This is a genomic window from Desulfovibrio sp. ZJ369, assembly GCF_011039085.1.
Lineage (GTDB): Bacteria > Desulfobacterota > Desulfovibrionia > Desulfovibrionales > Desulfovibrionaceae > Desulfovibrio.
Genome location: NZ_JAAKEI010000038.1, coordinates 1 through 20,997 on the forward strand (window position 1 = coordinate 1; position 20,997 = coordinate 20,997).

Sequence of the window (20,997 nt, forward strand, 5' to 3'; positions counted from 1 at the left end):
GGCTGATAATCGTTGGTTTTCACGGTAAGCTCTGACCCAATTGCAGATGCTAGCCGGGGTATAACCTAAAATATCTGCCAATTGCCTGGCTGTTGCTTTTCCATCAAGATACGCATGAACAGCCTTGGTTCGGATTTCTTTAGATGCAAATTTCATCTCTGCAATCTAAACGATTTCTAAATAAAATAAAAGTCAAATTGCTCTAGTCCTCAATGGTCAGATGGCGGCGGATGTTGTCCAGGTGGGCATAGCAGGCTCTGGCCGGATCGCCGGGTCTGGCGCTGGGGATGACGCGAGGCCGCGCACACTTTCCCCGAGCCGCTTCCGCGTATTCCCGATCAATAATGAAAGTCTTTTTCCCGCCGTCCTCGTCCATTTTGATACAGGTCACACGGTAGCGTTCCGCATTGACCGCCTCGGCATACCGTCTGAACTCCGCAAGCTCCCACATGGCGTCCGCTCCCTGCTCCGGTTCTCGCGGCGGCGGGCTGAGTCTCTCCTGTTCCAGCGCCGCACGGTAGCGCCAGCGTTCGGCCTCCCGCCTCAGTCCCCGCTCCCGCAACCAAACTGCAAAACGCGGCTTGCCGTCACGCGCTTTTTTCGGCCTGAGCGCAAAGAAATTCCGCTCTCCGTCGCGCATCAGGCAATGAGGTCATCCCCCCAATCGCCTATCTGCCATGACTTCGATTTTTCAATTTTCCGGTTCTTGATTTTTTTGACGATCATCGAGGGCCATGCCGATTTTTTGAATCAAGCACACGAGTTTCCGCAGGGCGTCTTCCTGCTTTTCCATAATGCCGCGCGGAGCTTTTGCCTGCCGAAGCGTTGCAAAATTGTGCTTGAGCAGACCGCCGATCCGCCGCAGTTCTCCCACTGTTTTCACGTCAGTGCAGGCCGCAATCGTTCCGCCGAAAAAACGCCGTCGCGCGTATTCCGACAGGGACAGTCCCGCGATGTCCGCCTGCTCCATCAGGCGTGCTTTTTCCATATCGGCAACACGGATCGTTACCCATTTTCTGGCGGCGCTCCGGCCGCCGTCCTCCGTCTTTCTGCCTTTCATGTCTTTTGCCTTTGGAATGCGAGAAGCGCAGCGCCGAGCATTCGGGTGTCCAGAGGGCGTCAGCCCTTTGGCAGGATGGAAGTTGTGCGTGTAGCACAACTTCCATCCTGCCACGGCGACCCCGTATCGTGTAGTGGTAGATTTATGCAAAATTTTATCTTTACTGCCGGTTGGCTATGATCTTCCCAAAGGAGGCAAAAAACATGGCTTCAAGCGCAACAATACGCATGGAACAGCTCACGAAGGCGAAGAAACTGCTCATGAATTTGCCGAAGAAAAAATACGGAAAAACCAGGCCGGACGCAGCCAAATTTCTGGAAAAAGCTTTCAGGAACGCTCTCAAAAAAGGCTACAGCCCAAAAGAACTGAGTCAGCTGCTCAAGAATGAAAGCATCATCATTCCCGCATACCTTATCCAGAAATTTTTCTCTGAAACTGCGGACAGCGCGGACGTTGCTCCTGCACAAAAAAAGGAAATTCCCCCGCAAAAACCACCGGCTCCGGCAAGAACATCTTTCATCGTGCCGGATTTGCCGGATAAGAAGTTGTGAACATAAACGCGTCGATTCTTTATGTGGGCGGAAGCAAATGCGGCGTGGGAAAAAGCAAGGGGTCTTTTGCCTTGATCAACTACCTGCCTGATGACGGGAAAAGGCGCTTTTGGTGGAAAGCGACAACCCCAGATCCTACGGAATGGTCAGCGGCGGGAAAAAATCCTGCCGATCCTCAAAAAACAAATGGGGAAAAGGCGGCAAAACAAACAAAAATTATTGGGTGTTGAGTGGGACTTTTATAAAACATAAACAGTTAGCACAGATAAAAGAGCGCCCCTGTCCGAGACGGAATCTCTGGAACAGGGGGGGGGGGCGGGGGCGTGTCTTGCTTTTTATCCCGTCTATCGTACTTTTCCGCGTAACATATCCAGATAGTCAGCGTACTCCTGAACCATGCGTCGCCGCTCCGGCAGATACTCGGCATAGTTGTACGCGGCGCGGACGCCGTTGCGCTCGCAGTGGGCAAGCTGGCGCTCTATCCAGTCTGTGTTATAGCCAAGCTCGTTCAGGAGGGTGGACGCCATTGACCGGAAGCCGTGGAAGGTATGTTCGCCGGTGGCGCAGCCGAGTTGCCGCAGGACGCGCAACGGGCCTCCTCTGTACATGGGGCCGTCGTTTCCCGCCCGGTTGCCCGGAAAGACAAAGCGTCCGTCGCCGCTTTTCTCATGCAGCTCATGGAAAATTGCCAGGGCCTGACGCGAAAGCGGCACGACATGGATTTGCTTCATCTTCATCCGTTCCGCCGGAATGCGCCATTCCGCCGCCTCAAGGTTGATTTCCTCCCATTCCGCGCGGATCAGTTCATTGGCACGGACAAAAACCAGCGGCGCAAGACGCAGGGCGCGGGAGATGAAAAAGTTCCCCTCATAGGAGTAGATCTTGCGCAACAGTTCGCCCACGGCGGCGGGGTCAGTGATGGCAGCATGGTGGCCGCTGGCTGTGGGGGCGAGAGCGCCGCGCAGATCGGCGGCAATGTCGTGTTCCGCCCTGCCGGTGACAACGGCGTAACGGAAAATCCGTCCGGCATCACGCAGCGCCTTGTGGGCTATGGTCAGCGCGCCCCGTTCTTCCACCCGCCGGAGAACGGCCAGCAGTTCCCTCGGCGTAATGGCGTTGACGGGACGTTTGCCAATGTGGGGAAAGAGGTTTTCCTCCAGAATGCGAATGACTGTTTTTCGGTATGCGGGGATCCACTTCGGCGAATACCTGGTATGCCATTCGCGCGCCACGTCCTCGAAAGAGTTGCGGGCCGCTTCCACCGCCGCTTCTTTGGCCTGCCGCCGGGCCTCGCTGGGATCGATATGCTCCCGCAGCAGCTTTTTGGCCTCTTCCCGTTTGTCCCGCGCCTCGCGCAGGCCCACGGACGGATACGGGCCAAGGGAAATGAGCTTCTGCTTGCCCGCGAAGCGGTACGCCAGCCGCCATGACTTTTTACCCGTGGGCGTGACGTAGAGAAACAGCCCCCCGCCGTCCGAGTGCTTCTGAATCTTGCCGTTGGCTGTGACATGCCGTATGAATGTGTCGGTCAGTTTCATCCGGCCACCTCCAGAGTGGTGTTTCTTGGTACGGCTGGACTGACTGCTACCAACATATTTCTGAAAAAACCTTTTGATACAAGATATTACAAGAAATATGCCGGTAGCTGAGAGGGGAACCCCGCTCAGTTTCCCAGGGTCGGGGGCAGCACTGCCCGACCTTGGGAAACGCCGTCATTGACAGCCCAGACCTACCAAAAGACTACCAACACGTCTACCAACGGTTTTTGTGGATGCAGGTGGATTTTTGTGGATGGGATAAGGCAAAGATGTCCGATTAACATATTGAAATTACATACTAAACAGACATCTTTGGACTTCCTGAAACGAGTTAGGCAACTTCAATCAAAAAACGCTCTAATGCAGCGGCGAGGAAAGAATGCTGAATTCAAAGCCTGTGTCCGGCTTGCCGCCCACCGCGTAGAGCAAACGCTCCTGCACCGTGTTGTCGTCGGCAAAGGTCAACACCACAGGCTTTCGTGAAGCAATCTCCGCGGGATCGTTGACGTATTCAAAAGCGCAGATGATCACCTCGTCTCCCAGGCAGCAATGCCGCGCGGCTGCGCCGTTCAAAATGCAGCACTTTGAACCGGGTTCGCCGTAAATGACATAGGTTGAGAGACGCCGCCCGTTGTTCTTGTTCCAGATATAGACAAATTCCAGCGGATAAATCCCTGCCAGCGCACATTGCTGCGGGTCCAGCGTGATCGAGCCGTGATAGTTCAGGGCGCAGCCGGTCACATGGATGCCGTGCAATTTGGCCCGCATGATTTTAATCATCGGTTCTCGCCTTTGTTTGACTGTGAAGCAGGGATTCGCCCGCAACAGGGCCGGACGTTGAAAAAGGCCGCGCATGCGGCCTTGGAACGCGCAAAAAAACGCGGGGTGATCAGTAGCTTCTGATATACTCGTCAAGGCTCTCCGCAGAGCAACTGCGGCTGACCCAGAAAGCCGAAGCCCAGACCATCAGAGCCGTGGCCTGCGTATCGTCCAGGCCTTTGAGTTTTGATTCCAGGCTGGTTTTGCTGGCCCCGTGGCGCAAATGCACGTTGTTGAGCTCGCACGCGTCGGTGACCTGCAGCAAAAGGTAGGACAGGCGCGTGTGATCAGGCATCAGCTTCATATCTTTGTGAGCCTCGACAATGGTCTTCAATTCGGCTGCGCTGAACATCTGCTTGATAGCAGTCACGGCCCGGAAAAAGGTATCCACTGCCCACGGCAGAATAAATTCCGCTCCGGCGCTTTTGGTGCGGAAGTAATCTTTGAGCCAGCGTTCTTGATCGTCGTTAATGCGTGCTGCAACCTGCGGCATGGATGCCCCCGATGCTTGCGTGTGCCCGACTGAAAGGCCGGGCATTTCACGCCCGTTGTTTCCTAAATGGCTACACTACGTTGCAGAAAAACTCAAGAGTTGATCCAGACGCGGACTTGGGAAGCGTTTGCAACAATTCCGAAAATGAGACTCCAGGCCACACGGACTAATACCCTCCCAAATGTGTATTCTTGTCGTCAAAGAGCATGGCAGCCCCCGGATCTTCAAGGTGTAAGGTTTCAACAGCTTGTTACCGCTTCTCAACCGGAGCAGAAGTAAGCTGTCATGATGGGCTACAAAAGGCGCAAGGGATTACTTCATTTGTGCAGCCCCAAAATTTAAGCAATGGAATCATATAGTGTGTACACGTTCCAAACGCAATGATTGGTAATGGTGGCGCAACCTTGATGAAAGGCAACAGGTCAAATACAGGGATTGTCTTTTCATTAAAGATTGCATACTTGGACGGAGCTGGCAGCAAATGAAGAAATGCTTGCGGATTAAGATTTACAAGAAAATCCTTGGCATAAGAATAGATTTTCGTACTAAAATTAACAGAGAATAAAATATAAACTTTTGCATTACCAAGTTCTTCAATTCGTTTCTTAAACGCTTTACTGTGCAACTGGTGCAGAGTGCTGTTTAAAAAAACTTGAAGCTTATGCGGATCCAGCTGATAGAGATAATCTGAACTCACTTTGGCAAAATCATCGGAATTGAGAATTCTTTTTGCATGAGCAAGAAGCAGGGATCTTGCCACAGCTCGCTCGTTTAAAACTTTGTGATCTTTTGTTTCATAGGCATAAAACATGGCATCCATTTTTAAATCTATAGATAACTTTAACAAATCTCGTGTTGGAGATTTCATGGTTGGATCAAATGGATGCTCGTCAGCCCAAGAAATAAGAGCGTTTTCATCTATAGATGGCTCATTTTTCGAGTCAAAAAATAAAATCTTCTTTTTACATAACTCATTATCCAAAAATCGAGGTTTGTATGTAGGAGAAAGCGCCAACGCATCAGCAAGAAATTTGACGGAGCTCTTTCTTAACGATTTGAGTCTATGCTCAACATCATTAAAATTTATTTTTTCTTCATTTTCTATAAGCAATGGATCGATTTCTGACAATAAATGTGCTGTTTTGTTGAGTCCAAATAAATTATATAAACTATCATATCGTGAATTACAGCATGAGTGATGGATATGAATAAAGTCCTTTTTAAAAATCAATGAAAAACACATGCCATGAAAAGAGTTAGTAATAACATACCTAGCATTTCTGATAAGATTTAGCCATTGTTCTGGAGCAAGTGTACTGCGATCATAACACGCTCCAGTAATGAGTGTTTTGCCATATCTGGCAAATTTTTCCGTTATTAGTTGTATCGCTTCTGGCGAAGATAAACATACATCATAAAAAAATATATAATCGTCAGGAACGCTCAAATCCCCGTCAAAATTCTCAATAAGCATTTCGTATTCTTTCACGTCAAGGAGCAACGATGGATCCAAGACGTGTTGCGCGGCAACTCCAAGTGACTTGCAAATATCTACACCTTTGTCTTCACGTACAGATACAGCATTGAATCTTGATAACATTGCAGCGATAAGGTCATATGTTATATCACCAGTATAGCATGCTTCACCAAAACTGGCAGCGTAGGACACTAAGTTTTTGTTCCCGCTTGCCCATGCGAGCATACCCATTTCTGACGCCAGACTTCGCTGCAGCCAAACAACGTCTGATCCAGTAACAATTGTATCATACCGATCATTGAGTTGCAAACAGTGAGAAAACGTGAATACAGGTTCCGTAAGATGAAAATAACGTTTCCTAAATTTATAAAAAGGTGAGTTCTTATTACGAGAACCGAAAAGGAATATTTGCTCATATGAATATCCCAATTTTTCGATCTGCTTGCTTAATGCATAATTTTGGAGAACGCCACCGTAATTATTTGTACCGGTAAAGCTAAAAAGGCCGATTGGCTTATCACAATTATTTATTGGCATATCTTTCCCTCAGCTAATGCTGTAAAGATCTGCTTGCGATTTTTCCCACGAAAATATGGACGCCAAAAATGTGGTTGGCCCACGTTTTTCAGGGAAATTCGTTCCAGTGTCTGGAACTCGTCTTCGTTCTCCTTTAGCCAATGCAATGCCTTTTGGGAATTGAAGAGAATAAAAGAAACTCCCAAAGGATTATAGAAAGGCGATTTGCCCATATTCCAATGATCCCCTACCGTAAAATCTGAGCTTCTTTGGGGAGTACAAAAATGGCATTGCGGGCAGGATTTGCGCAGTGAATTATTTTCTATGAATTCTTTGAGATACGAATCTTCCAAATTTGCTATTCTTTGGATTTCATTGCCATCTTCATCCAGCCACGTCATGGATACACTTTGGCACCACCCCCGCGACTTGTTACGGAACCAGAATGATTTGACATGAGGATTTTTTGCTTTTACGTTGGTCACATATTTTTTGAAGAAGAGCGGGGAAGGAACGCCGTGACAGGCAAAATCCATTGTCAATAAATTTTTATACTCCCTCCCCAAATAGGACATCAATCCGCCTACCTGGCACGGTGTACCGGAAAACAACAAAAAACGTCCCTTGTCCAACAGACTTTTTGTCTGTTGGTAACAATCACCCATGTCACTTTGCACATATTTTGATTTGGACATGGCGCGGACTACTTTTGGATCGTCGCTTACCACATGCCTGGCGGTACAATCTTGATCGAGGATGCAACCACAGATAATTCCTGACTTATTCAAAGTATATCTTGCAAGAATGGGGAATACGCCTCCTGAACTGCAGTACGCAAGCTCTTCATTATTCGCACTGGTAGCCAAGTAGCAATAATCCTGATATTCGTATTTCCACGGGTTTTCGAGGGGGCAGACATCATCACATTTATGGCAGTTAATGCAACAATTTTCATCAATAACAGGAAAAAGAAAGCCTTCCTCGTCTGGTTCCATAGATATAGCATTTGTTGGACATATTGCAAAGCATGCAGTACATCCTGTACATTGGGTGTTATGCATCTTTATCATTCACATTCCTTTGCTGATCACAGCCGTATGCGTGTAGGGATGGGGAACACCCTATGACTTGGCGATTGGGAAAGTGTTCGCCCTCATCCCCATTGAGAATCCAGCCGGGTAAACTAGAGCAGATTACCTTTGACTTTTTATGAAAGTCAAAGGTGGCATTCAGACGAAAAACGCGGTTTTCGCCTGAATGTACGCCGCGTTGCGGCGGCTGCCGCTTTCGCGTCAGCAGAGCATTTTCAAAGTGAAAATGCTCTAGACGACGCCATGTTCCCCGGGACGTTCATAAGCTTCTTTTGCCTGAGCCCGGGCATAAAATTCGGTGTCTCCCAGGGCAAGCAAAATAGCCGAGGAAACGTAGATCGAGGACGCCGTGCCCACGAAGACGCCGATCAGCATGGTCAATGCAAAATCGTGGATAACCCCGCCACCGAGCAGAAAGAGCGAAAGCGTGGCCACAAAGGTGGTGCCGCTGGTTAAAATGGTGCGCGACAGAGTTTGATTGATGCTTTTGTTGATCAGATCGGCCATAGTCAGGTCGGGAGCCGTGCGCAGATTCTCGCGCAGGCGGTCGTAAACAATGATCGTGTCGTTGAGCGAGTAACCCACAAGGGTGAGCAAGGCAGCCATGACATTGAGATCAATTTCCACATTCAGGATCGAAAGCAGGCCCGCGGTGATGAAAACGTCGTGCAGCAGCCCGACCACTGCGCCCAGGGCGAAATTGAGCCGGAGGAAAAAGCAGACCACCAGAGTGATCGCCAGCGCCAGCAGCACCAGCCACCCCATGCCGAGGCCCGTGAAACCAAGCACATACATGCCGCCCCAGAGAGCCGCGGCCATGATCGCGCCGGCCATCCAGCGCTGTTCAAAACGCCCGGAAATATACACGGCGATCAGCAATGTGGCGTAGTACAGCGCGGCCAATGCCTTGTTGGTCAGATCATCGCCCACCTTGGGCCCCACCACTTCCAAACGCTGGATCTCAGCCGGATTGTCCGGGAATGCCGCGGCCAGAGTATTGATCACATTGGTGCGCAAGGCCGAGGCGTCCGCGTTTTCCACGCTGGAAAAACGCAGCAGGTAGTCGCGCCCGCCCTCGCCAAAGCGCTGGGTGGCAATGCCGGGCAAGGCAGGAATATCCAGGCTCTTTTTCAGAGCCTGATCATCCACGGGCTGGTCGAACTGCACCTGCACAATGACGCCGCCGGCAAAGTCAATGCCCATCTTGAGCCCGTTGCCCCAGAGCGTCGAGGCCAGCCCGGCCAGCAAAAGCACAATGGAGAGAGCGTAGGCCCAATGCCGTTTGCCGATGAAATCTATGTGCGTGTCATGCTTGATGAATGCGAAAGCCATGCGTGCCTCCCGAACCGACGTCCGGAAATATATGTGTTCTCAAAGTCGCCCGCCGCAGGAACGGCCTGGCGCAACGCGGCCCGCGGCAGGGATCCGGTCCGGCCGCGGCTTGCCGTGCGCCGGTCGCGTCCGGAGCGGCAAAACCTGCGTCAGATGCTCAGGCCTTTTTTGCCGCAATGGCGCGCCCATCCCTCAAAAATGGCCCGCGATACAAAAATGGCCGTAAACATGGAAGCAATGATACCCAGGGAGAGCGTGATCGCAAAGCCGCGGATGGGCCCGGTGCCGAACTGGTATAAAATCACCGTGGCGATGATGGTCGTCAGATTGGAGTCGGTGATCGAAATGGCGGCGCGGTCAAAACCGGCCCGCACCGCGGCCAGCGGTGTGAGGCCGTGGCGCAGTTCCTCCCGGATGCGCTCGTAAATCAGCACGTTGGCGTCCACGGCCATGCCGATGGTCAGCACTATGCCCGCAATGCCCGGCAGAGTCAGGGTAGCGCCAAAGGCCCCCATGCCCGCCATGACCATCAGCATGGTGAAGCAGAGCATCAGGTCGGCGATCAGCCCGCTGAGCCCGTAATACAAGGCCATGAAGAGCACCACGGCCGCCGCGCCCACCAGGGCCGCGCGAATGCCGCTGTCAATGGATTCCTGCCCGAGGGAGGGGCCCACGCTGCGCTCTTCAAGGACGGAAACCGGCGCGGGCAGCGAGCCTGCGCGCAGCACAATGGCCAGATCCTGAGCCTCGGCTGTGGTGAAATTGCCGGAAATGCTGGCCCGGCCGCCGCCGATGCGTTCACGAATCACCGGCGCGGAGTAGACTTTGCCGTCCAGCACAATGGCCATGCGACGCCCTACGTTTTCCGTGGTGACGCGCTCAAAGATGCGCGCTCCCCGGGCATTGAAATTCAGCGTCACATACGACTTGTTCATGTTGTCAAAGGCGGGCCTCGCGTCGGCCACGTCCTCGCCCGTGAGCATGGCGTCCTTTTCCAGGGCGATCAGCTCTTCCTTCTGCGTGCCGCCGGGCGTTTTTTCAAGCAGAGGCAAGGCGATCACGCCTGTGGGCAGCACGGCCTTGCCCGGATCCACGTCATCACGCACAAGATGAAATTCCAAATGGGCCGTCTGGCCGATGATCTGCACGGCGCGGCGCGGATCGGAAATGCCGGGCAACTGCACCTGAATGCGGTTCCCGGCCTGCTTGCGGATGTCAGGCTCCGCCACGCCAAACTGATCGATGCGGTTACGGATGGTGCGCAGGGCCTGATCCAGGGCCAGGCTCTCCAGACGGTTCACCTCGACTTCGGTAAAGTGCGCCACATAGCGCAACTGCCCGGACTCCCCCCTTTGCGGCGTGCCCACATCCAGCTGGGGGAAATGGCGTTTGAGGATTTCCTGGAGTTTCGCCTCATTTTCAGCGCGCGGCAGAACAAATTCCAGGGCCGTGCCGCCCACCACGCGCGGGCGCAGCACGACGATCTTTTCATCCTGGGCCAGACGGCGCAGATCCTGCCCGGCCAGGGCCAGGGAGTTGCTCACGGCTTTGGCCACATCCACACCGAGCGTGAGATGGATGCCGCCCTTCAGATCAAGACCGAGATTGATCCTGCTGGACGGCAGCACGCGCTCCAAAGCCTGCCCGATGCCGGGCAGGCTCGGCAGCGCGTACACAAGGCACAACACAAACACCAAAACGGCTATGGACAAGCGCCAGCGCAGACCCATCGTACACCTTCCGAACAAAGGACTTGCCCGCGCGCCGCGCGGGCCTGAAAAAGAGCAAATTTCAAAACGCTTCGCTCCACGGCGCGCAGAGCGTGATTCCGGCCGTTCCCTTCAGGCGCTGCCCGTCTGCGGCCGTTGCAAGCTGTGGCTTTTTTGGAAAAGGACCAAAGCCCTCCCTTGCGGATCAGGCGTGTAAAAACGCGCTTTGCCGTGCAAGCACGGGCCGCACAGCCGCCTTACGGCCATTTTCCCGGCCGGACCGGGCTGTCTGCGGTCTTGCTCCGCCACCCCCGCTTGCAAGCGCCCCTGCAAGCAGGGCCTGCAAAACTGACCGGCGCATTGGCAGGCCACGTCTTGCAGGACGCCCGCCAAGGGAAAAACGCCGGCAAACGCCGGGCAGACCCGGAACGCGGCAAAAAAAGAGCGGCTTTGAGCCGAATTCCCGGAGCCTGCTGCGGCAGCAAAACCGCATGCCGGCAAGCTGCTCCGGGAAAGAGCGCGACCGGGCCCGCGTTTACTTCTTTTCTTCAGGTTTGAGATCCTTGCCGCCCCTGCCCGGCAGCAGGCCGCCGATCGCCGCGCGGGAAATGCGCAACTTGGCGTCGCCGCATTCCAGCATGACCTCTTCGTTGTCGATTTCAAGAATGCGGCCGATCAAACCGCTGGAAGTCAGCACATGATCCCCGCGTTTCAATTCGGCGAGCATTTGCTTGTGCGCCTTGGCGCGCTTCTGTTGGGGGCGGATCAGCAAAAACCAGAAAATAACGAACATCAAAATCAGCGGCAGGAACTGCATCAGCATATCCGTTCCGCTGGCCGGGGCTGCCCCGGCCTGGGGAGTGCCCATGGCAAAAGCTATGGATTCAAACAAGGCGCACCTCCATAAGGTGTGTGGCTGAGGCCTCGCGGGGGAGCCTGCCGGCAGAAGCGGCAGCGCTCAGCCTTCCGTCGAAGACCGGGTTACTCAAAGTGACAACGCAACTCTATATCCTCTGGCGCGTAAAGTTGCAAGCCTTTGTGCCTGCCGCCACTTCCCGGGCAAAGGCCGCCGCAAGCGCCGCCACCCGCTCGCGGCTCTCCAGATGGGTGGTCGGCAAATGGCCGCCCCGGGGGCTGTTCACGCGCAAAAGGTGCAGTTGCATGATCGCTGAGCCACTGTGCCGCGCCAGGTACAGGGCATTATACGGATGGCAGCTCCTGTCGCTGCGCAATTGCACAATGCAGAGCGGCGCGCGGATCAGGGGCAGACCGGCCCGAATGGCGGGCAGGGCGCGCTCGATTTCCAGAAAATGACGCAGCGAGCAGATCCGCTCGTGCCCCTGCCAGGGGGCCACGGCGCGCGAGGCGGCATCGCGCGGGGGCAGACGCAGCACCGGCCGCAGCCGGGCCTGAAGCGGCAGAAAGAGAAAATGGCGATCCGCCAGGAAAAAGGGATGCCACTTGTGAAAAAACAAGGGCGTGGCCAGGGCCAGAATCCCGGCAGGCGGCGGCAGCTCCCCGCGCGCCGCGCCCACAGCCAGATCCAGAGCCAGAATGCCGCCCAGGGAATAGCCCGCCAGCAGCACGGGTTCACGGGCGCATAAGCGGGCGTACTCGGCGCGGGCAAAGGCGCGCCACTGGGCGAAATCAGCGGCAAGATAGGCTTCTTCGGTGCTGCCGTGGCCCGGCAGCACCGGGGTATGCGCGCCAAAGCCCGCGGCCTCCAGCGCCTCGGCAGGCAGTCGCATTTCAAAGGGACTGCCCGCAATGCCGTGCAGCAGCAAACAATGCATCAGACCTCCGGAAAAGGAAATACCGGCTCGCGCGCTTGCTGCCCTGCAAAAAAGCGCTGCGCGCCGGGCGGATCAGGCAGGGGGATCAGCGCAACAGGCCGCGCCTGCGCTCCACGAAAAAAGCGCTCTTGATTCCCGGCCGGCTTGGAGCTATGGCAGGGACTTCCGGCCCTTGCGTCTCTAACTTCCACGAGCTTCCCATGCCGCACTGTCATACGCTTGTTCATGCCGCCCTGATTCTGACCCAGGATCCCCAGCGCCGTATCCTGGAAAACGCTTCCCTGGCCATTGAGCAGGGCCGCGTCGCCGCCGTGGGGCCTCGCGACGAAATCCTTGCCGCCTGGGAAGCCGAACGCGAGCTTGATTTGGGCAACATGCTCGTTCTGCCGGGCCTCGTCAATGCCCACACCCACGCGGCCATGACCCTTCTGCGGGGCCTTGCCGACGACATGCCGCTCATGGACTGGCTCAAACGGCGCATTTTTCCCGTGGAGCAGCGGCTGACCCCGGAAATCGTGCGCCTGGGCAGCCTGATGGGCTATGCCGAAATGTTGCGCACCGGCACCACGGCCTGCGTGGACATGTATCTTTTTGAAGAGGCGGTCTTTCAGGCCGCGCACACGGCCGGACTGCGCTGCCTGGGCGGCGAGGCGGTTTTCGCCTTCCCTTCGGCGGCCTGCGCCGGACCTTCCGAGGCTCTGGCCGCCACCCGCGCCCTGGCGGAAATGTACGCGGGCCACGAGCGTTTGCGCGTGGCCGTCAACCCCCACAGCGTCTACACCACCACGCCGGAAATCCTCAGGGATTGCCGGGCCCTGGCCGCGGAATGCAGCCTGCCCCTGCATATCCATCTCTCGGAAACCCGCGAGGAAACCGCAATCTGCCTCAAGGCCCACAACAAACGGCCTGTGGCGCTCTGCCGGGATCTGGGCCTGCTGGATCTGCCCTGCACCCTGGCCCATACGGTTGACGTGGAGCCCGATGAGCTGGATCTGCTGGCCGCCAGGGGCGCTGTGATCGCGCACAATCCCTCGTCCAACATGAAGCTGGCCTCAGGCGTTGCGCCGGCGCCTGCAATGCTCGCGCGGGGTCTTGCCGTGGGCCTGGGCACCGACGGGCCTGCCAGCAACAACCAATTGAACATGTTCAGCGAAATGGCGCGCGCGGCCCTGCTGCACAAACTGGCCGGGGGCGATCCCACCCTGCTCCCCGCGGCAAGCGTGCTGGATATGGCCACCCTGGGCGGCGCGGCGGCCATGCACGATCCGCGTCTTGGCTCGCTGGCCGCGGGCCAGGCCGCGGACTGCATTGCCCTGGATCTTGCCGCCCCCAATCTCCAGCCCCTGTACAACGCCGCTTCGCAGGTGGTCTACGCGGCCACGGGCATGGAAGTCCGCATGACTATGGTGGCCGGAGAAATACTGTATCAGGACGGGCGCTATTCCCGTTTCGATTATGAGGCCCTCTGCCGGGAAATGAGCGCTGTGCGCCGTTTCGTGCGCCGCGCGGCCGGGCTGCCGGAAAAAGCGCCCGCCAGCCCGGATCCGGCAAGAGCGTGACCCCGCTCTTGACAGCCTGCGGCATTACACTATATTTACGCATCCCGATCAGCGCCGTGTGCCCGCTGACATCCCTTTGCATCATCAGTCAATAAGCGTGGTTCCGCGCTTCGAGCATGGAGGTTGTGTTATGAGTCCTCTGGAAAATGCCGCCAAAACCGCTGAAGGCGTTGTGGTCAACGGCTTTGTCGTTTCCCCGGTGGTGGAACAGTGCAGCGGCTGCGATCGCGTGCGCGAATTCGACGGGCAGGAATTCTGTTCCAGCTACCCGATCCCTGCGCGCAAATGGGCCGGCGGCCGTTGCAATTTCGCCACCCACGTCAAGGCTCAGACAGCCGCCGCAGCCAAGGTGAACCCGTTGAAGGCGTCCAAGCGCGCAGCCAAAGGCCGCTAGTTCCAGCGCGTCTTTTCGCCGCCGGCTGCGGCAGACTTCTCATTTTGCTCCGGTCATGGATCAAAGCTTCCACTCCCGTCGCAAAATGGTCGCCTTTCTTGTTGGCAACGAAAATCCATCGCTGGAAAACATTTTTGGGAGAGGCTGCGCAAGCGGCCTCTTTTCTGATATTCACGACACGGCGGAAGCGCGATGCATCACGATCTGGACAAGCTGCTGGAGGGCCTTGCGCAACAGAGCGAGCGCGTTTTTGCCCTGCAGAGCGCGCTCACGGCCTGCAAGGCTCTGGGGCCGGACAACGGCGGCCCGGGCGAGTCGGAAAAAACCCGCCTGATCGCCAGCTGGCTTGCAGACTGCGGCCTGACCGACCTTCTGCGCTTTGACGCGCCCGATCCGCGCGTGCCCGGCGGCCTGCGGCCCAATCTGATCGCCCGTCTGCCCGGCGCGAATTCCCGCACGCTCTGGCTTTTCGGCCACACGGACGTGGTGCCTCCGGGCGACCCGGCAGCCTGGAGCTCAGACCCCTGGCAGGTCAGACGCGAGGGCGACATGCTCTACGGGCGCGGCGTGGAAGACAACCAACAGGCCCTGGTCAGCATGCTTGTGCTGGCCCAAGAGCTGCAACGGCTGCGCCTCACGCCCGGGCTTGCCCTGGGTCTGGTTTTCATGGCCGACGAGGAGACAGGCAACCGCTACGGCATGGAATACCTGCTGGAGCAGGCTGCCGGGCTTTTCAGCCCGGAGGATCTCTTTATCGTGCCTGACGCGGGTTCGCGCCGGGCCGACGCCATTGAGGTGGCCGAAAAATGCACGCTCTGGCTGAAAGTGCGGGTAAGCGGCGCGCAATGCCACGCCTCCACGCCGCACAAAGGCCGCAACGCCTTTCTGGCCGGGGCTGAAATGGCGCTGGCCTGCCACGCGCTGCACGAGGTTTTTCCGCAAGGCAATGCGCTTTTCAGCCCGCCCTGCTCCACCTTTGTGCCCAGCAAGCACGAGCCCAATGTGCCCGCGGTGAACATCGTGCCGGGCAGCGACGTATTTTATGTGGATTGCCGCCTTGTGCCGGGAGTTGATCCGCAAGACGTGCTGGCCCAGGCCCGGACGCGGGCCGCGGAAGTGGCGCGGCGGCATGCCGTGAGCATTGCCGTGGAGGAAGAACGCTGCCAGCCGGCGTCGGCCACTCCCGCGGACAGCCCGGTGGTCAAAGCTCTTGAAAGCGCTGTGCAGGCCGTGTACGGGGTACGCGCGCGGCCAATGGGCATCGGCGGGGGCACCGTGGCCGCGCTGCTGCGGCAACATGGCCTGCCCGCGGCCGTGTGGAGCTGCATTGAAAATACCTGCCACCAGCCCAACGAGCGCAGTTCCGTCAGCGCAACGCTCAAAGACGCGCAGGTTTTCGCCCATATTCTCATGAGTTGCGATCATGCCTGACGCCGCTGTTGACTGCATTGTGACGGGCGGCGGCCATGCCGGCTGCGAAGCGGCAATGGCTCTGGCCCGCCTGGGACACAAGGTCCTGTTGATCACCGGCAATCTGGATCGCCTGGGGCATCTTTCCTGCAACCCGGCCATCGGCGGTCTGGCCAAGGGCCACATGGTGCGGGAAATCGACGCCCTGGGCGGCATGATGGGGCTTTGGGCCGATGCCGCGGGCATTCAGTTCCGCACGCTGAACATGAGCAAAGGCCCGGCCGTGCGCGCCACGCGCGCGCAAATCGACCGGGACGTCTACCAGCGCGCGCTGAAAAAAACGCTCTTTTCCACGCCCGGCCTGCGCGTCTGGCAGGATGCCGTCACACGGATCAGTACCGGGCACGGCCGCGTCACAGGCGTGGAAACCGCCCAGGGGCTGCATTTTGCCGCGCGGCATGTGCTGCTGACCACAGGCACGTTTCTCAACGGGCGCATCCACATCGGCCTGACCAGTCTGCCCGGCGGCCGCCTGGGCGACGCTCCGGCCCTGGGTCTTTCCGAATGCCTGCGCGAGCTGGGCTTCAGCCTGGGCCGTCTGAAAACCGGCACAACGCCGCGCCTTTTGCGCGACTCCATTGATTTCTCCCGCCTGGAAGAGCAACAGGGCGACACCCCCCCGCCCGCCTTCAGTTTTCACGGGCCCGGCCCCGGACTCCGGCAGGTGTCCTGCCACATTACCTGGACCAATGAGCGCGTGCATGGGATCATCCGGGACGGCTTTGACCGCTCGCCGCTCTTCACCGGCGTCATTGAAGGCACGGGCGCGCGCTATTGCCCTTCCATCGAAGACAAGGTGGCCCGCTTCCCCGATCGCGAGCGGCATCAGGTTTTTCTGGAGCCCGAGGGCCTTGAGAGCGCCGAGGTCTACGCCAACGGCATTTCCACAAGCCTGCCCCTGGATGTGCAGGCGGCCATGCTCCGCCATATTCCCGGCCTGGAACAGGCGGTGATGGTCCGTCCGGGCTACGCCATCGAATATGACTATGTAAATCCCATTCAACTGCTGCCCACCCTGGAAAGCAAAGCCGTGCCGGGCCTCTGGCTGGCAGGGCAGATCAACGGCACTTCCGGCTATGAGGAGGCCGCGGCCCAGGGCCTGTGGGCCGCCCTGAACATCTCCTGCCAGGAACGGGAGCTGCCGCCTTTTCTGCCGGGCCGCGAAACCGCTTACATGGCGGTGCTGGTGGACGATCTGGTGACCCTGGGAACTCTGGAACCCTACCGGATGTTCACCTCCCGCGCCGAGCATCGTCTGCTGCTGCGCGAAGACAATGCGGACGCGCGCCTGACGCCTTTGGGACGCCGTCTGGGACTGGTGGATGATGAACATTGGCGGATCTTCCGGGAAAAAGAAAAAGCCGTGGCCGCTCTGAAACAAAGCCTTGCGCAAACGCGCGTTGTAACCAATAAGAAAGAAAATCCGCTCACGGATACGCTCCCTGCCGGGCGCACCTTGGAAGAACTGCTGCGCCGCCCGGACATGGATCTGGAGAGTATGACCGCGCTGCTTCCCGATCTGGCCGCTGTGAGCCCTGCGGTGCGCGAGCGGGTGCAGACCGACATCAAGTACGCGGGTTACCTTGAACGGCAGCGCGAACTTGTCGCGCGCACGGCGGCACTGGAGGCAACAGCCTTGCCCCCGGACTTGGATTATACCACTGTGGCCGGACTTTCCCGCGAAGTGGAAGAAAAACTCAGCCGGGTGCGGCCGCTCAATCTGGGACAGGCCGGGCGCATTTCCGGAGTGACTCCGGCAGCCGTGGGCTGCCTGGAAATACATCTGCACAAGCTCGGCCTGCTGCGCCCGGCACGGCGGCAACGCCCGCCGGAAACCGCTCTTTCATAACATTCTGTCGCGGGCGCCTTTCTGCACGTTTCTGCCCTGGTGGCCCCATGACGATGACGGAAGAATATATAATGTCTCAAAAACCTGTGGATCTTGACACGGGTTCCCGATTGCTTTGTCTGCTCATCTGTGCGATGGACAAAAACGAAAAGCTCATTACTTTCTGGTGCACCTGCGAAGTGGTCACTGCCCGTATTCAGGAAGGCCCGCCGCCTGCGCGCGGCGTGGGGCCCGGTACGCAGTGGGTCATGCGCATGGATCTGGAACAGCGAAAACTTTTGTGAGTTTGTTCAGCGGCGCTGCAAGGCGCACGGCTTTCGCACCGGCAAAATGAAAAAAATATACTTTTCAAGGAGGTTATTTTGGACGGAGGCTCAGACAGTCACAGTACTATCTGGTCGCGCCTGAGCAGATTTTTCGGGCACGACGATGAGGAATCACTGGAAAAAGCCATCCAGGAGGCCAGGGCCGAAGGCGAGGTGGAACCGGACGAGGAGTCCATGCTGCTGGGCATTCTGCGCTTCAATAATCTGCAGGTGCAGGACACCATGATCCCCCGCACGGACATTGACTGCGTGCCCGACGACATGCCCTTGCCCGAAGTGGCCCGCGTCATTGTGGAATCGGGCCATTCCCGCATCCCGGTCTACAGGGACACCCGCGACAATATGGTGGGCATTCTGCACGCCAAAGACCTTTTGCGCTGCCTTATCGATCCTGCCGTGGCCGCGCCAACGGCGCCGCAGGTCATGCGCGAACCTTTTTTTGTGCCGGAAACAAAATCCATCCGCACGCTTTTGCAGGAGTTTCGCGCGCGCAAGCAGCACATTGCCATCGCTCTGGACGAATACGGCGGCACTTCGGGCCTGATCACCATTGAGGACGTGCTGGAGGAGATCGTGGGCGACATTGAAGACGAGCACGATACGCCCCGCCAGGAGGACATCCGCCCCATCGGGGATCGCGTCTATGAGCTCACCGGTCGCGCCCTGCTGGAAGACCTGGAAGAATTGGGCGTTGCTCTCAGCTCAGACGAGGTGGACACCATCGGCGGCTATCTGAGCATGGAAGCCGGGCATGTGCCGGCCCCGGACGAAAGCTTCACCCTGGACGGCTGGACCTTCACTGTGCTGGAGGCGGACAAAAAGCTGATCCGCCGCCTGCGCATGGAGCCGGCGGGCAGGGCCGGGGCGGCTGAACAGACCTTCTCCGGCGCGCGAGGCGGCGGGGACGCGACCGGGGCATGAGCGCCCTGCCGGGGAGAAAACCCTTGCTCTGGCCTTTGGCCCTGATGGGAGCTTTGGCTGTCTGGCTGGGTTTTCCCAATGATTTTCTCAGTCTGCCGCCGCTGGTTCTGCTCTGGCCCGCATCGCTGGCCTTGCTGGGCCGGCGCGCCGCCGATCCCGTGACGGCATTGCGCTGGGGCTGGTTCACCAGCCTTGCGGGCGGCGTGGCCGCCCTCTACTGGCTGGCCTTGCCTGTGCACAATGTGGGCGGCCTGCCCTGGCTGCTGGCCGTGCCCTGCGCGTTGTTCATCGCGGCGTGCCTGGCCAGCGCAAGCGGCCTGTTTTCGCTGGCCGCGCATCTGCTGCGGCATCGGCCCCCCCTCTGCGCCGCCGTGCTGCTGGCCTTGATCTGGTATCTGCTGGAAGCGGCATACGCCCTGGCCCTGGGTTTTCCCTGGCTGCCCCTGGCCGGCGCTCTGGCGGTCCAGCCCTTGCTGATCCAGACCGCGGATCTGGTGGGAGCCTATGCTACAGGCGGGCTCTGGGTGCTGGCCGTGCTTCTCTGCCTCCCGGCTTTGCCCGGCGCGCGCGGCACGCGGCAAAACAGGCAGGCCGCGAAGACAGGCGCGCGGCAATGGCTGTGCCCGGCCGCTGGTCTGGGCCTGGCCGCGCTCCTGCTGGCCTACGGCGGCTGGCGGCTGCACGGCCAACCCTGCATTGCCGAACCCACAGGCGAGAAAAGCCTTGCCGTTCTCTTTGTGGAAGGCAATATTGATCAAAATCAAAAATGGCTGCCCGCCTTTCAACGGCAAACCGTGGAATTGTACCTGAGGCTCACCCGACAGGCTCTGGAGCAGCGCCCGGATCAAAAGCCCTTGATCATCTGGCCGGAAACCGCTCTGCCGTTCTTTTTTGAAACCGACCGGCTGCACGCTCCGCGTATCCGGGAACTGGCGGCCGACGCCCAAAGTCTGCTGCTGTTCGGCGCGCCGGGCATGGAGCAAAGGCCGGGCAGGGAACCGGCAATCTTCAACCGGGCCTTTTTGCTGGGCCCGGACGGCGCCACGCTGGCGCACTATGACAAGGAACATCTGGTGCCTTTCGGCGAATATCTGCCGGATTGGCTCAACTGGGGTTTTCTTTCCGCGCTTCTGCAGGGCGTGGGCGTCTATGAGACAGGCACGGCCGTCGCGCCGCTGCGCTACGGAAATCTTGCCCTGGGCATGCTGATTTGCTATGAAGGCATATTCCCTTGGCTTGCCCAGACCCGTGTGGAGCACGGGGCCGAGATACTGGTGGATATCAGTAATGACGGCTGGTTCGGTCGCACCCCCGCAGCGCGGCAGCATTTATACCTGACCGTGCTGCGCGGCGTGGAGCAGAACCGCTGGATCCTGCGCGGCACCAATACCGGCATTTCCGCGGTAGCGGATCCGCGCGGCCGCCTGACCATGCGCGGCAACCAGTTTCAGGCCGAAGCCCTGTGGGCCAGAGCCGGGCTTGTGGCAACGCCGAGCCTCTATCATCACATTGCGCCCTTGATTTTGCCCATTGCGGCTTTATTGTGTATTGCGCTGCTTGTCTTCGGTCCAAAGGGATCGAAAAACGCTCCGCGCGGCAACGACTGAAGCGCGGACGAATGGGCTTGTCCCGGTTTCAGAGGGGGTATGGTCTTTTGAAGCCGCAGCTGCCGCTCCTGGCCGCCTTAGAGCATTTTCTCTTTGAACATGCTCTAAACACTGTTTTCTTGAACTTTCAGACACCGCAGGCCCGCGCCGCAACGCTGCAAGCCTTTTTCGCCCCCTTGTGCGCGAACGGCTGACGGCGCTGGCGGCCCCAGCCCGGCCCGTACTAGAGCAATTTCACTTTGAAATTGCTCTGGCGGCCGCGGGAGCGGACGCCCGCGCCGAATGAGCGTCCAGACCGCGCTCTGGACGCGAAATGATGGCAGCGCCGCTTTTGAAATTGAATAATTTCAAAAGCAAAATGCTCTAGAGCAGATTACCTTTGACTTTTTATGAAAGTCAAAGGTGGCATTCAGGCGAAAAACGCGGTTTTCGCCTGAATGTACGCCGCGTTGCGGCGGCTGCCGCTTTCGCGTCAGCAGAGCATTTTCAAAG

At 57.9% G+C, this 20,997-nt stretch carries 20 protein-coding genes; 9 read left to right on the forward strand and 11 right to left on the reverse strand.

The genetic code is table 11. The annotated features are described in order from the left end of the window. Positions 1–202: 202 nt before the first annotated feature. Both G7Y51_RS10765 and G7Y51_RS10770 read right to left on the reverse strand, forming a co-directional pair. Positions 203–451 (reverse strand): hypothetical protein, encoded by a 249-nt coding sequence (locus G7Y51_RS10765; RefSeq protein ID WP_165177347.1) that lies wholly within the window; start codon positions 449–451, stop codon positions 203–205. Between the two features lie 240 nt (positions 452–691). Beyond that, positions 692–1,060 carry a hypothetical protein gene (locus tag G7Y51_RS10770; RefSeq protein ID WP_165177350.1) on the reverse strand — a complete coding sequence of 123 codons (369 nt, stop codon included), beginning with the start codon at positions 1,058–1,060 and terminating at the stop codon, positions 692–694. Between the two features lie 203 nt (positions 1,061–1,263). On the opposite strand from G7Y51_RS10770, the gene G7Y51_RS10775 reads away from it, so the two are divergent. Together G7Y51_RS10775 and G7Y51_RS10780 are read left to right on the forward strand one after the other, a co-directional pair. Further along, complete coding sequence (locus tag G7Y51_RS10775) at positions 1,264–1,611, forward strand: hypothetical protein (protein WP_206214315.1); 348 nt, start codon at positions 1,264–1,266, stop codon at positions 1,609–1,611. Then, positions 1,608–1,841, forward strand: a complete 234-nt coding sequence (locus G7Y51_RS10780) for a hypothetical protein (RefSeq protein ID WP_165177354.1) — start codon at positions 1,608–1,610, stop codon at positions 1,839–1,841. The genes G7Y51_RS10775 and G7Y51_RS10780 overlap by 4 nt, the downstream gene beginning before the upstream one ends. Before the next feature lie 114 nt (positions 1,842–1,955). Here the strand turns inward: G7Y51_RS10780 and G7Y51_RS10785 are convergent, their stop codons facing one another. The 9 genes from G7Y51_RS10785 to G7Y51_RS10825 all read right to left on the reverse strand — a co-directional run bounded on the left by G7Y51_RS10785 (position 1,956) and on the right by G7Y51_RS10825 (position 12,379). Continuing rightward, positions 1,956–3,149 (reverse strand): integrase arm-type DNA-binding domain-containing protein, encoded by a 1,194-nt coding sequence (locus G7Y51_RS10785; protein WP_165177356.1) that lies wholly within the window; start codon positions 3,147–3,149, stop codon positions 1,956–1,958. A 357-nt stretch (positions 3,150–3,506) separates the two neighbouring features. Further along, positions 3,507–3,929, reverse strand: a complete 423-nt coding sequence (panD, locus tag G7Y51_RS10790; RefSeq protein WP_165067145.1) for an aspartate 1-decarboxylase — start codon at positions 3,927–3,929, stop codon at positions 3,507–3,509. 109 nt (positions 3,930–4,038) lie between these two features. Beyond that, positions 4,039–4,461 carry a hypothetical protein gene (locus tag G7Y51_RS10795; protein WP_165177358.1) on the reverse strand — a complete coding sequence of 141 codons (423 nt, stop codon included), beginning with the start codon at positions 4,459–4,461 and terminating at the stop codon, positions 4,039–4,041. 283 nt (positions 4,462–4,744) lie between these two features. Further along, positions 4,745–6,475: a polysaccharide pyruvyl transferase family protein gene (locus G7Y51_RS10800; RefSeq protein ID WP_165177360.1), complete on the reverse strand. Its 1,731-nt coding sequence runs from the start codon at positions 6,473–6,475 to the stop codon at positions 4,745–4,747. Next, positions 6,466–7,524: a Coenzyme F420 hydrogenase/dehydrogenase, beta subunit C-terminal domain gene (locus tag G7Y51_RS10805; RefSeq protein WP_165177363.1), complete on the reverse strand. Its 1,059-nt coding sequence runs from the start codon at positions 7,522–7,524 to the stop codon at positions 6,466–6,468. The genes G7Y51_RS10800 and G7Y51_RS10805 overlap by 10 nt, the downstream gene beginning before the upstream one ends. 252 nt (positions 7,525–7,776) lie before the next feature. Then, positions 7,777–8,877 carry a protein translocase subunit SecF gene (gene secF / locus G7Y51_RS10810; protein ID WP_165177366.1) on the reverse strand — a complete coding sequence of 367 codons (1,101 nt, stop codon included), beginning with the start codon at positions 8,875–8,877 and terminating at the stop codon, positions 7,777–7,779. A 149-nt stretch (positions 8,878–9,026) separates the two neighbouring features. Next, a complete protein-coding gene (gene secD / locus G7Y51_RS10815; RefSeq protein ID WP_165177368.1) occupies positions 9,027–10,607 on the reverse strand; it encodes a protein translocase subunit SecD in 1,581 nt (526 codons plus the stop codon). Positions 10,608–11,121: 514 nt separating this feature from the next. Continuing rightward, positions 11,122–11,478 carry a preprotein translocase subunit YajC gene (gene yajC, locus G7Y51_RS10820; RefSeq protein WP_241160224.1) on the reverse strand — a complete coding sequence of 119 codons (357 nt, stop codon included), beginning with the start codon at positions 11,476–11,478 and terminating at the stop codon, positions 11,122–11,124. A gap of 112 nt (positions 11,479–11,590) precedes the next feature. After that, a complete protein-coding gene (locus G7Y51_RS10825) occupies positions 11,591–12,379 on the reverse strand; it encodes an alpha/beta fold hydrolase (RefSeq protein WP_165177370.1) in 789 nt (262 codons plus the stop codon). A 200-nt stretch (positions 12,380–12,579) separates the two neighbouring features. On the opposite strand from G7Y51_RS10825, the gene G7Y51_RS10830 reads away from it, so the two are divergent. From G7Y51_RS10830 to lnt, 7 genes are all read left to right on the forward strand, one after another. Further along, positions 12,580–13,938: an amidohydrolase gene (locus G7Y51_RS10830; protein ID WP_165177373.1), complete on the forward strand. Its 1,359-nt coding sequence runs from the start codon at positions 12,580–12,582 to the stop codon at positions 13,936–13,938. 130 nt (positions 13,939–14,068) lie between these two features. Next, entirely contained in the window at positions 14,069–14,332 is a 264-nt protein-coding gene (locus G7Y51_RS10835) for a PxxKW family cysteine-rich protein (RefSeq protein WP_165177375.1), read from the forward strand. 192 nt (positions 14,333–14,524) lie between these two features. After that, positions 14,525–15,763: a M20 family metallo-hydrolase gene (locus G7Y51_RS10840; protein WP_165177378.1), complete on the forward strand. Its 1,239-nt coding sequence runs from the start codon at positions 14,525–14,527 to the stop codon at positions 15,761–15,763. Beyond that, positions 15,756–17,651, forward strand: a complete 1,896-nt coding sequence (mnmG, locus tag G7Y51_RS10845) for a tRNA uridine-5-carboxymethylaminomethyl(34) synthesis enzyme MnmG (RefSeq protein WP_165177381.1) — start codon at positions 15,756–15,758, stop codon at positions 17,649–17,651. Before G7Y51_RS10840 ends, mnmG begins: the two co-directional genes overlap by 8 nt. Positions 17,652–17,722: 71 nt before the next feature. Further along, the gene (locus tag G7Y51_RS10850) at positions 17,723–17,935 is read left to right on the forward strand and encodes a hypothetical protein (protein ID WP_241160225.1); all 213 of its coding nucleotides are present in this window, start codon (positions 17,723–17,725) and stop codon (positions 17,933–17,935) included. A 78-nt stretch (positions 17,936–18,013) separates the two neighbouring features. Then, on the forward strand, positions 18,014–18,898 hold the full coding sequence (locus G7Y51_RS10855) for a hemolysin family protein (RefSeq protein ID WP_165177383.1): 885 nt from the start codon (positions 18,014–18,016) through the stop codon (positions 18,896–18,898). A gap of 23 nt (positions 18,899–18,921) precedes the next feature. After that, positions 18,922–20,505: an apolipoprotein N-acyltransferase gene (lnt, locus tag G7Y51_RS10860; RefSeq protein ID WP_241160226.1), complete on the forward strand. Its 1,584-nt coding sequence runs from the start codon at positions 18,922–18,924 to the stop codon at positions 20,503–20,505. Positions 20,506–20,997: the final 492 nt, after the last annotated feature.

Bases quoted from the DNA above. Each gene is read 5' to 3' on its own strand.
- G7Y51_RS10765 (WP_165177347.1), bottom strand. From the start codon at position 451: ATGTGGGAGCTTGCGGAGTTCAGACGGTATGCCGAGGCGGTCAATGCG.
- G7Y51_RS10770 (WP_165177350.1), bottom strand. From the start codon at position 1,060: ATGAAAGGCAGAAAGACGGAGGACGGCGGCCGGAGCGCCGCCAGAAAA.
- G7Y51_RS10775 (WP_206214315.1), top strand. From the start codon at position 1,264: ATGGCTTCAAGCGCAACAATACGCATGGAACAGCTCACGAAGGCGAAG.
- G7Y51_RS10785 (WP_165177356.1), bottom strand. From the start codon at position 3,149: ATGAAACTGACCGACACATTCATACGGCATGTCACAGCCAACGGCAAG.
- panD (WP_165067145.1), bottom strand. From the start codon at position 3,929: ATGATTAAAATCATGCGGGCCAAATTGCACGGCATCCATGTGACCGGC.
- G7Y51_RS10795 (WP_165177358.1), bottom strand. From the start codon at position 4,461: ATGCCGCAGGTTGCAGCACGCATTAACGACGATCAAGAACGCTGGCTC.
- G7Y51_RS10800 (WP_165177360.1), bottom strand. From the start codon at position 6,475: ATGCCAATAAATAATTGTGATAAGCCAATCGGCCTTTTTAGCTTTACC.
- G7Y51_RS10805 (WP_165177363.1), bottom strand. From the start codon at position 7,524: ATGATAAAGATGCATAACACCCAATGTACAGGATGTACTGCATGCTTT.
- secF (WP_165177366.1), bottom strand. From the start codon at position 8,877: ATGGCTTTCGCATTCATCAAGCATGACACGCACATAGATTTCATCGGC.
- secD (WP_165177368.1), bottom strand. From the start codon at position 10,607: ATGGGTCTGCGCTGGCGCTTGTCCATAGCCGTTTTGGTGTTTGTGTTG.
- G7Y51_RS10825 (WP_165177370.1), bottom strand. From the start codon at position 12,379: ATGCATTGTTTGCTGCTGCACGGCATTGCGGGCAGTCCCTTTGAAATG.
- G7Y51_RS10830 (WP_165177373.1), top strand. From the start codon at position 12,580: ATGCCGCACTGTCATACGCTTGTTCATGCCGCCCTGATTCTGACCCAG.
- G7Y51_RS10835 (WP_165177375.1), top strand. From the start codon at position 14,069: ATGAGTCCTCTGGAAAATGCCGCCAAAACCGCTGAAGGCGTTGTGGTC.
- G7Y51_RS10840 (WP_165177378.1), top strand. From the start codon at position 14,525: ATGCATCACGATCTGGACAAGCTGCTGGAGGGCCTTGCGCAACAGAGC.
- mnmG (WP_165177381.1), top strand. From the start codon at position 15,756: ATGCCTGACGCCGCTGTTGACTGCATTGTGACGGGCGGCGGCCATGCC.
- G7Y51_RS10850 (WP_241160225.1), top strand. From the start codon at position 17,723: ATGTCTCAAAAACCTGTGGATCTTGACACGGGTTCCCGATTGCTTTGT.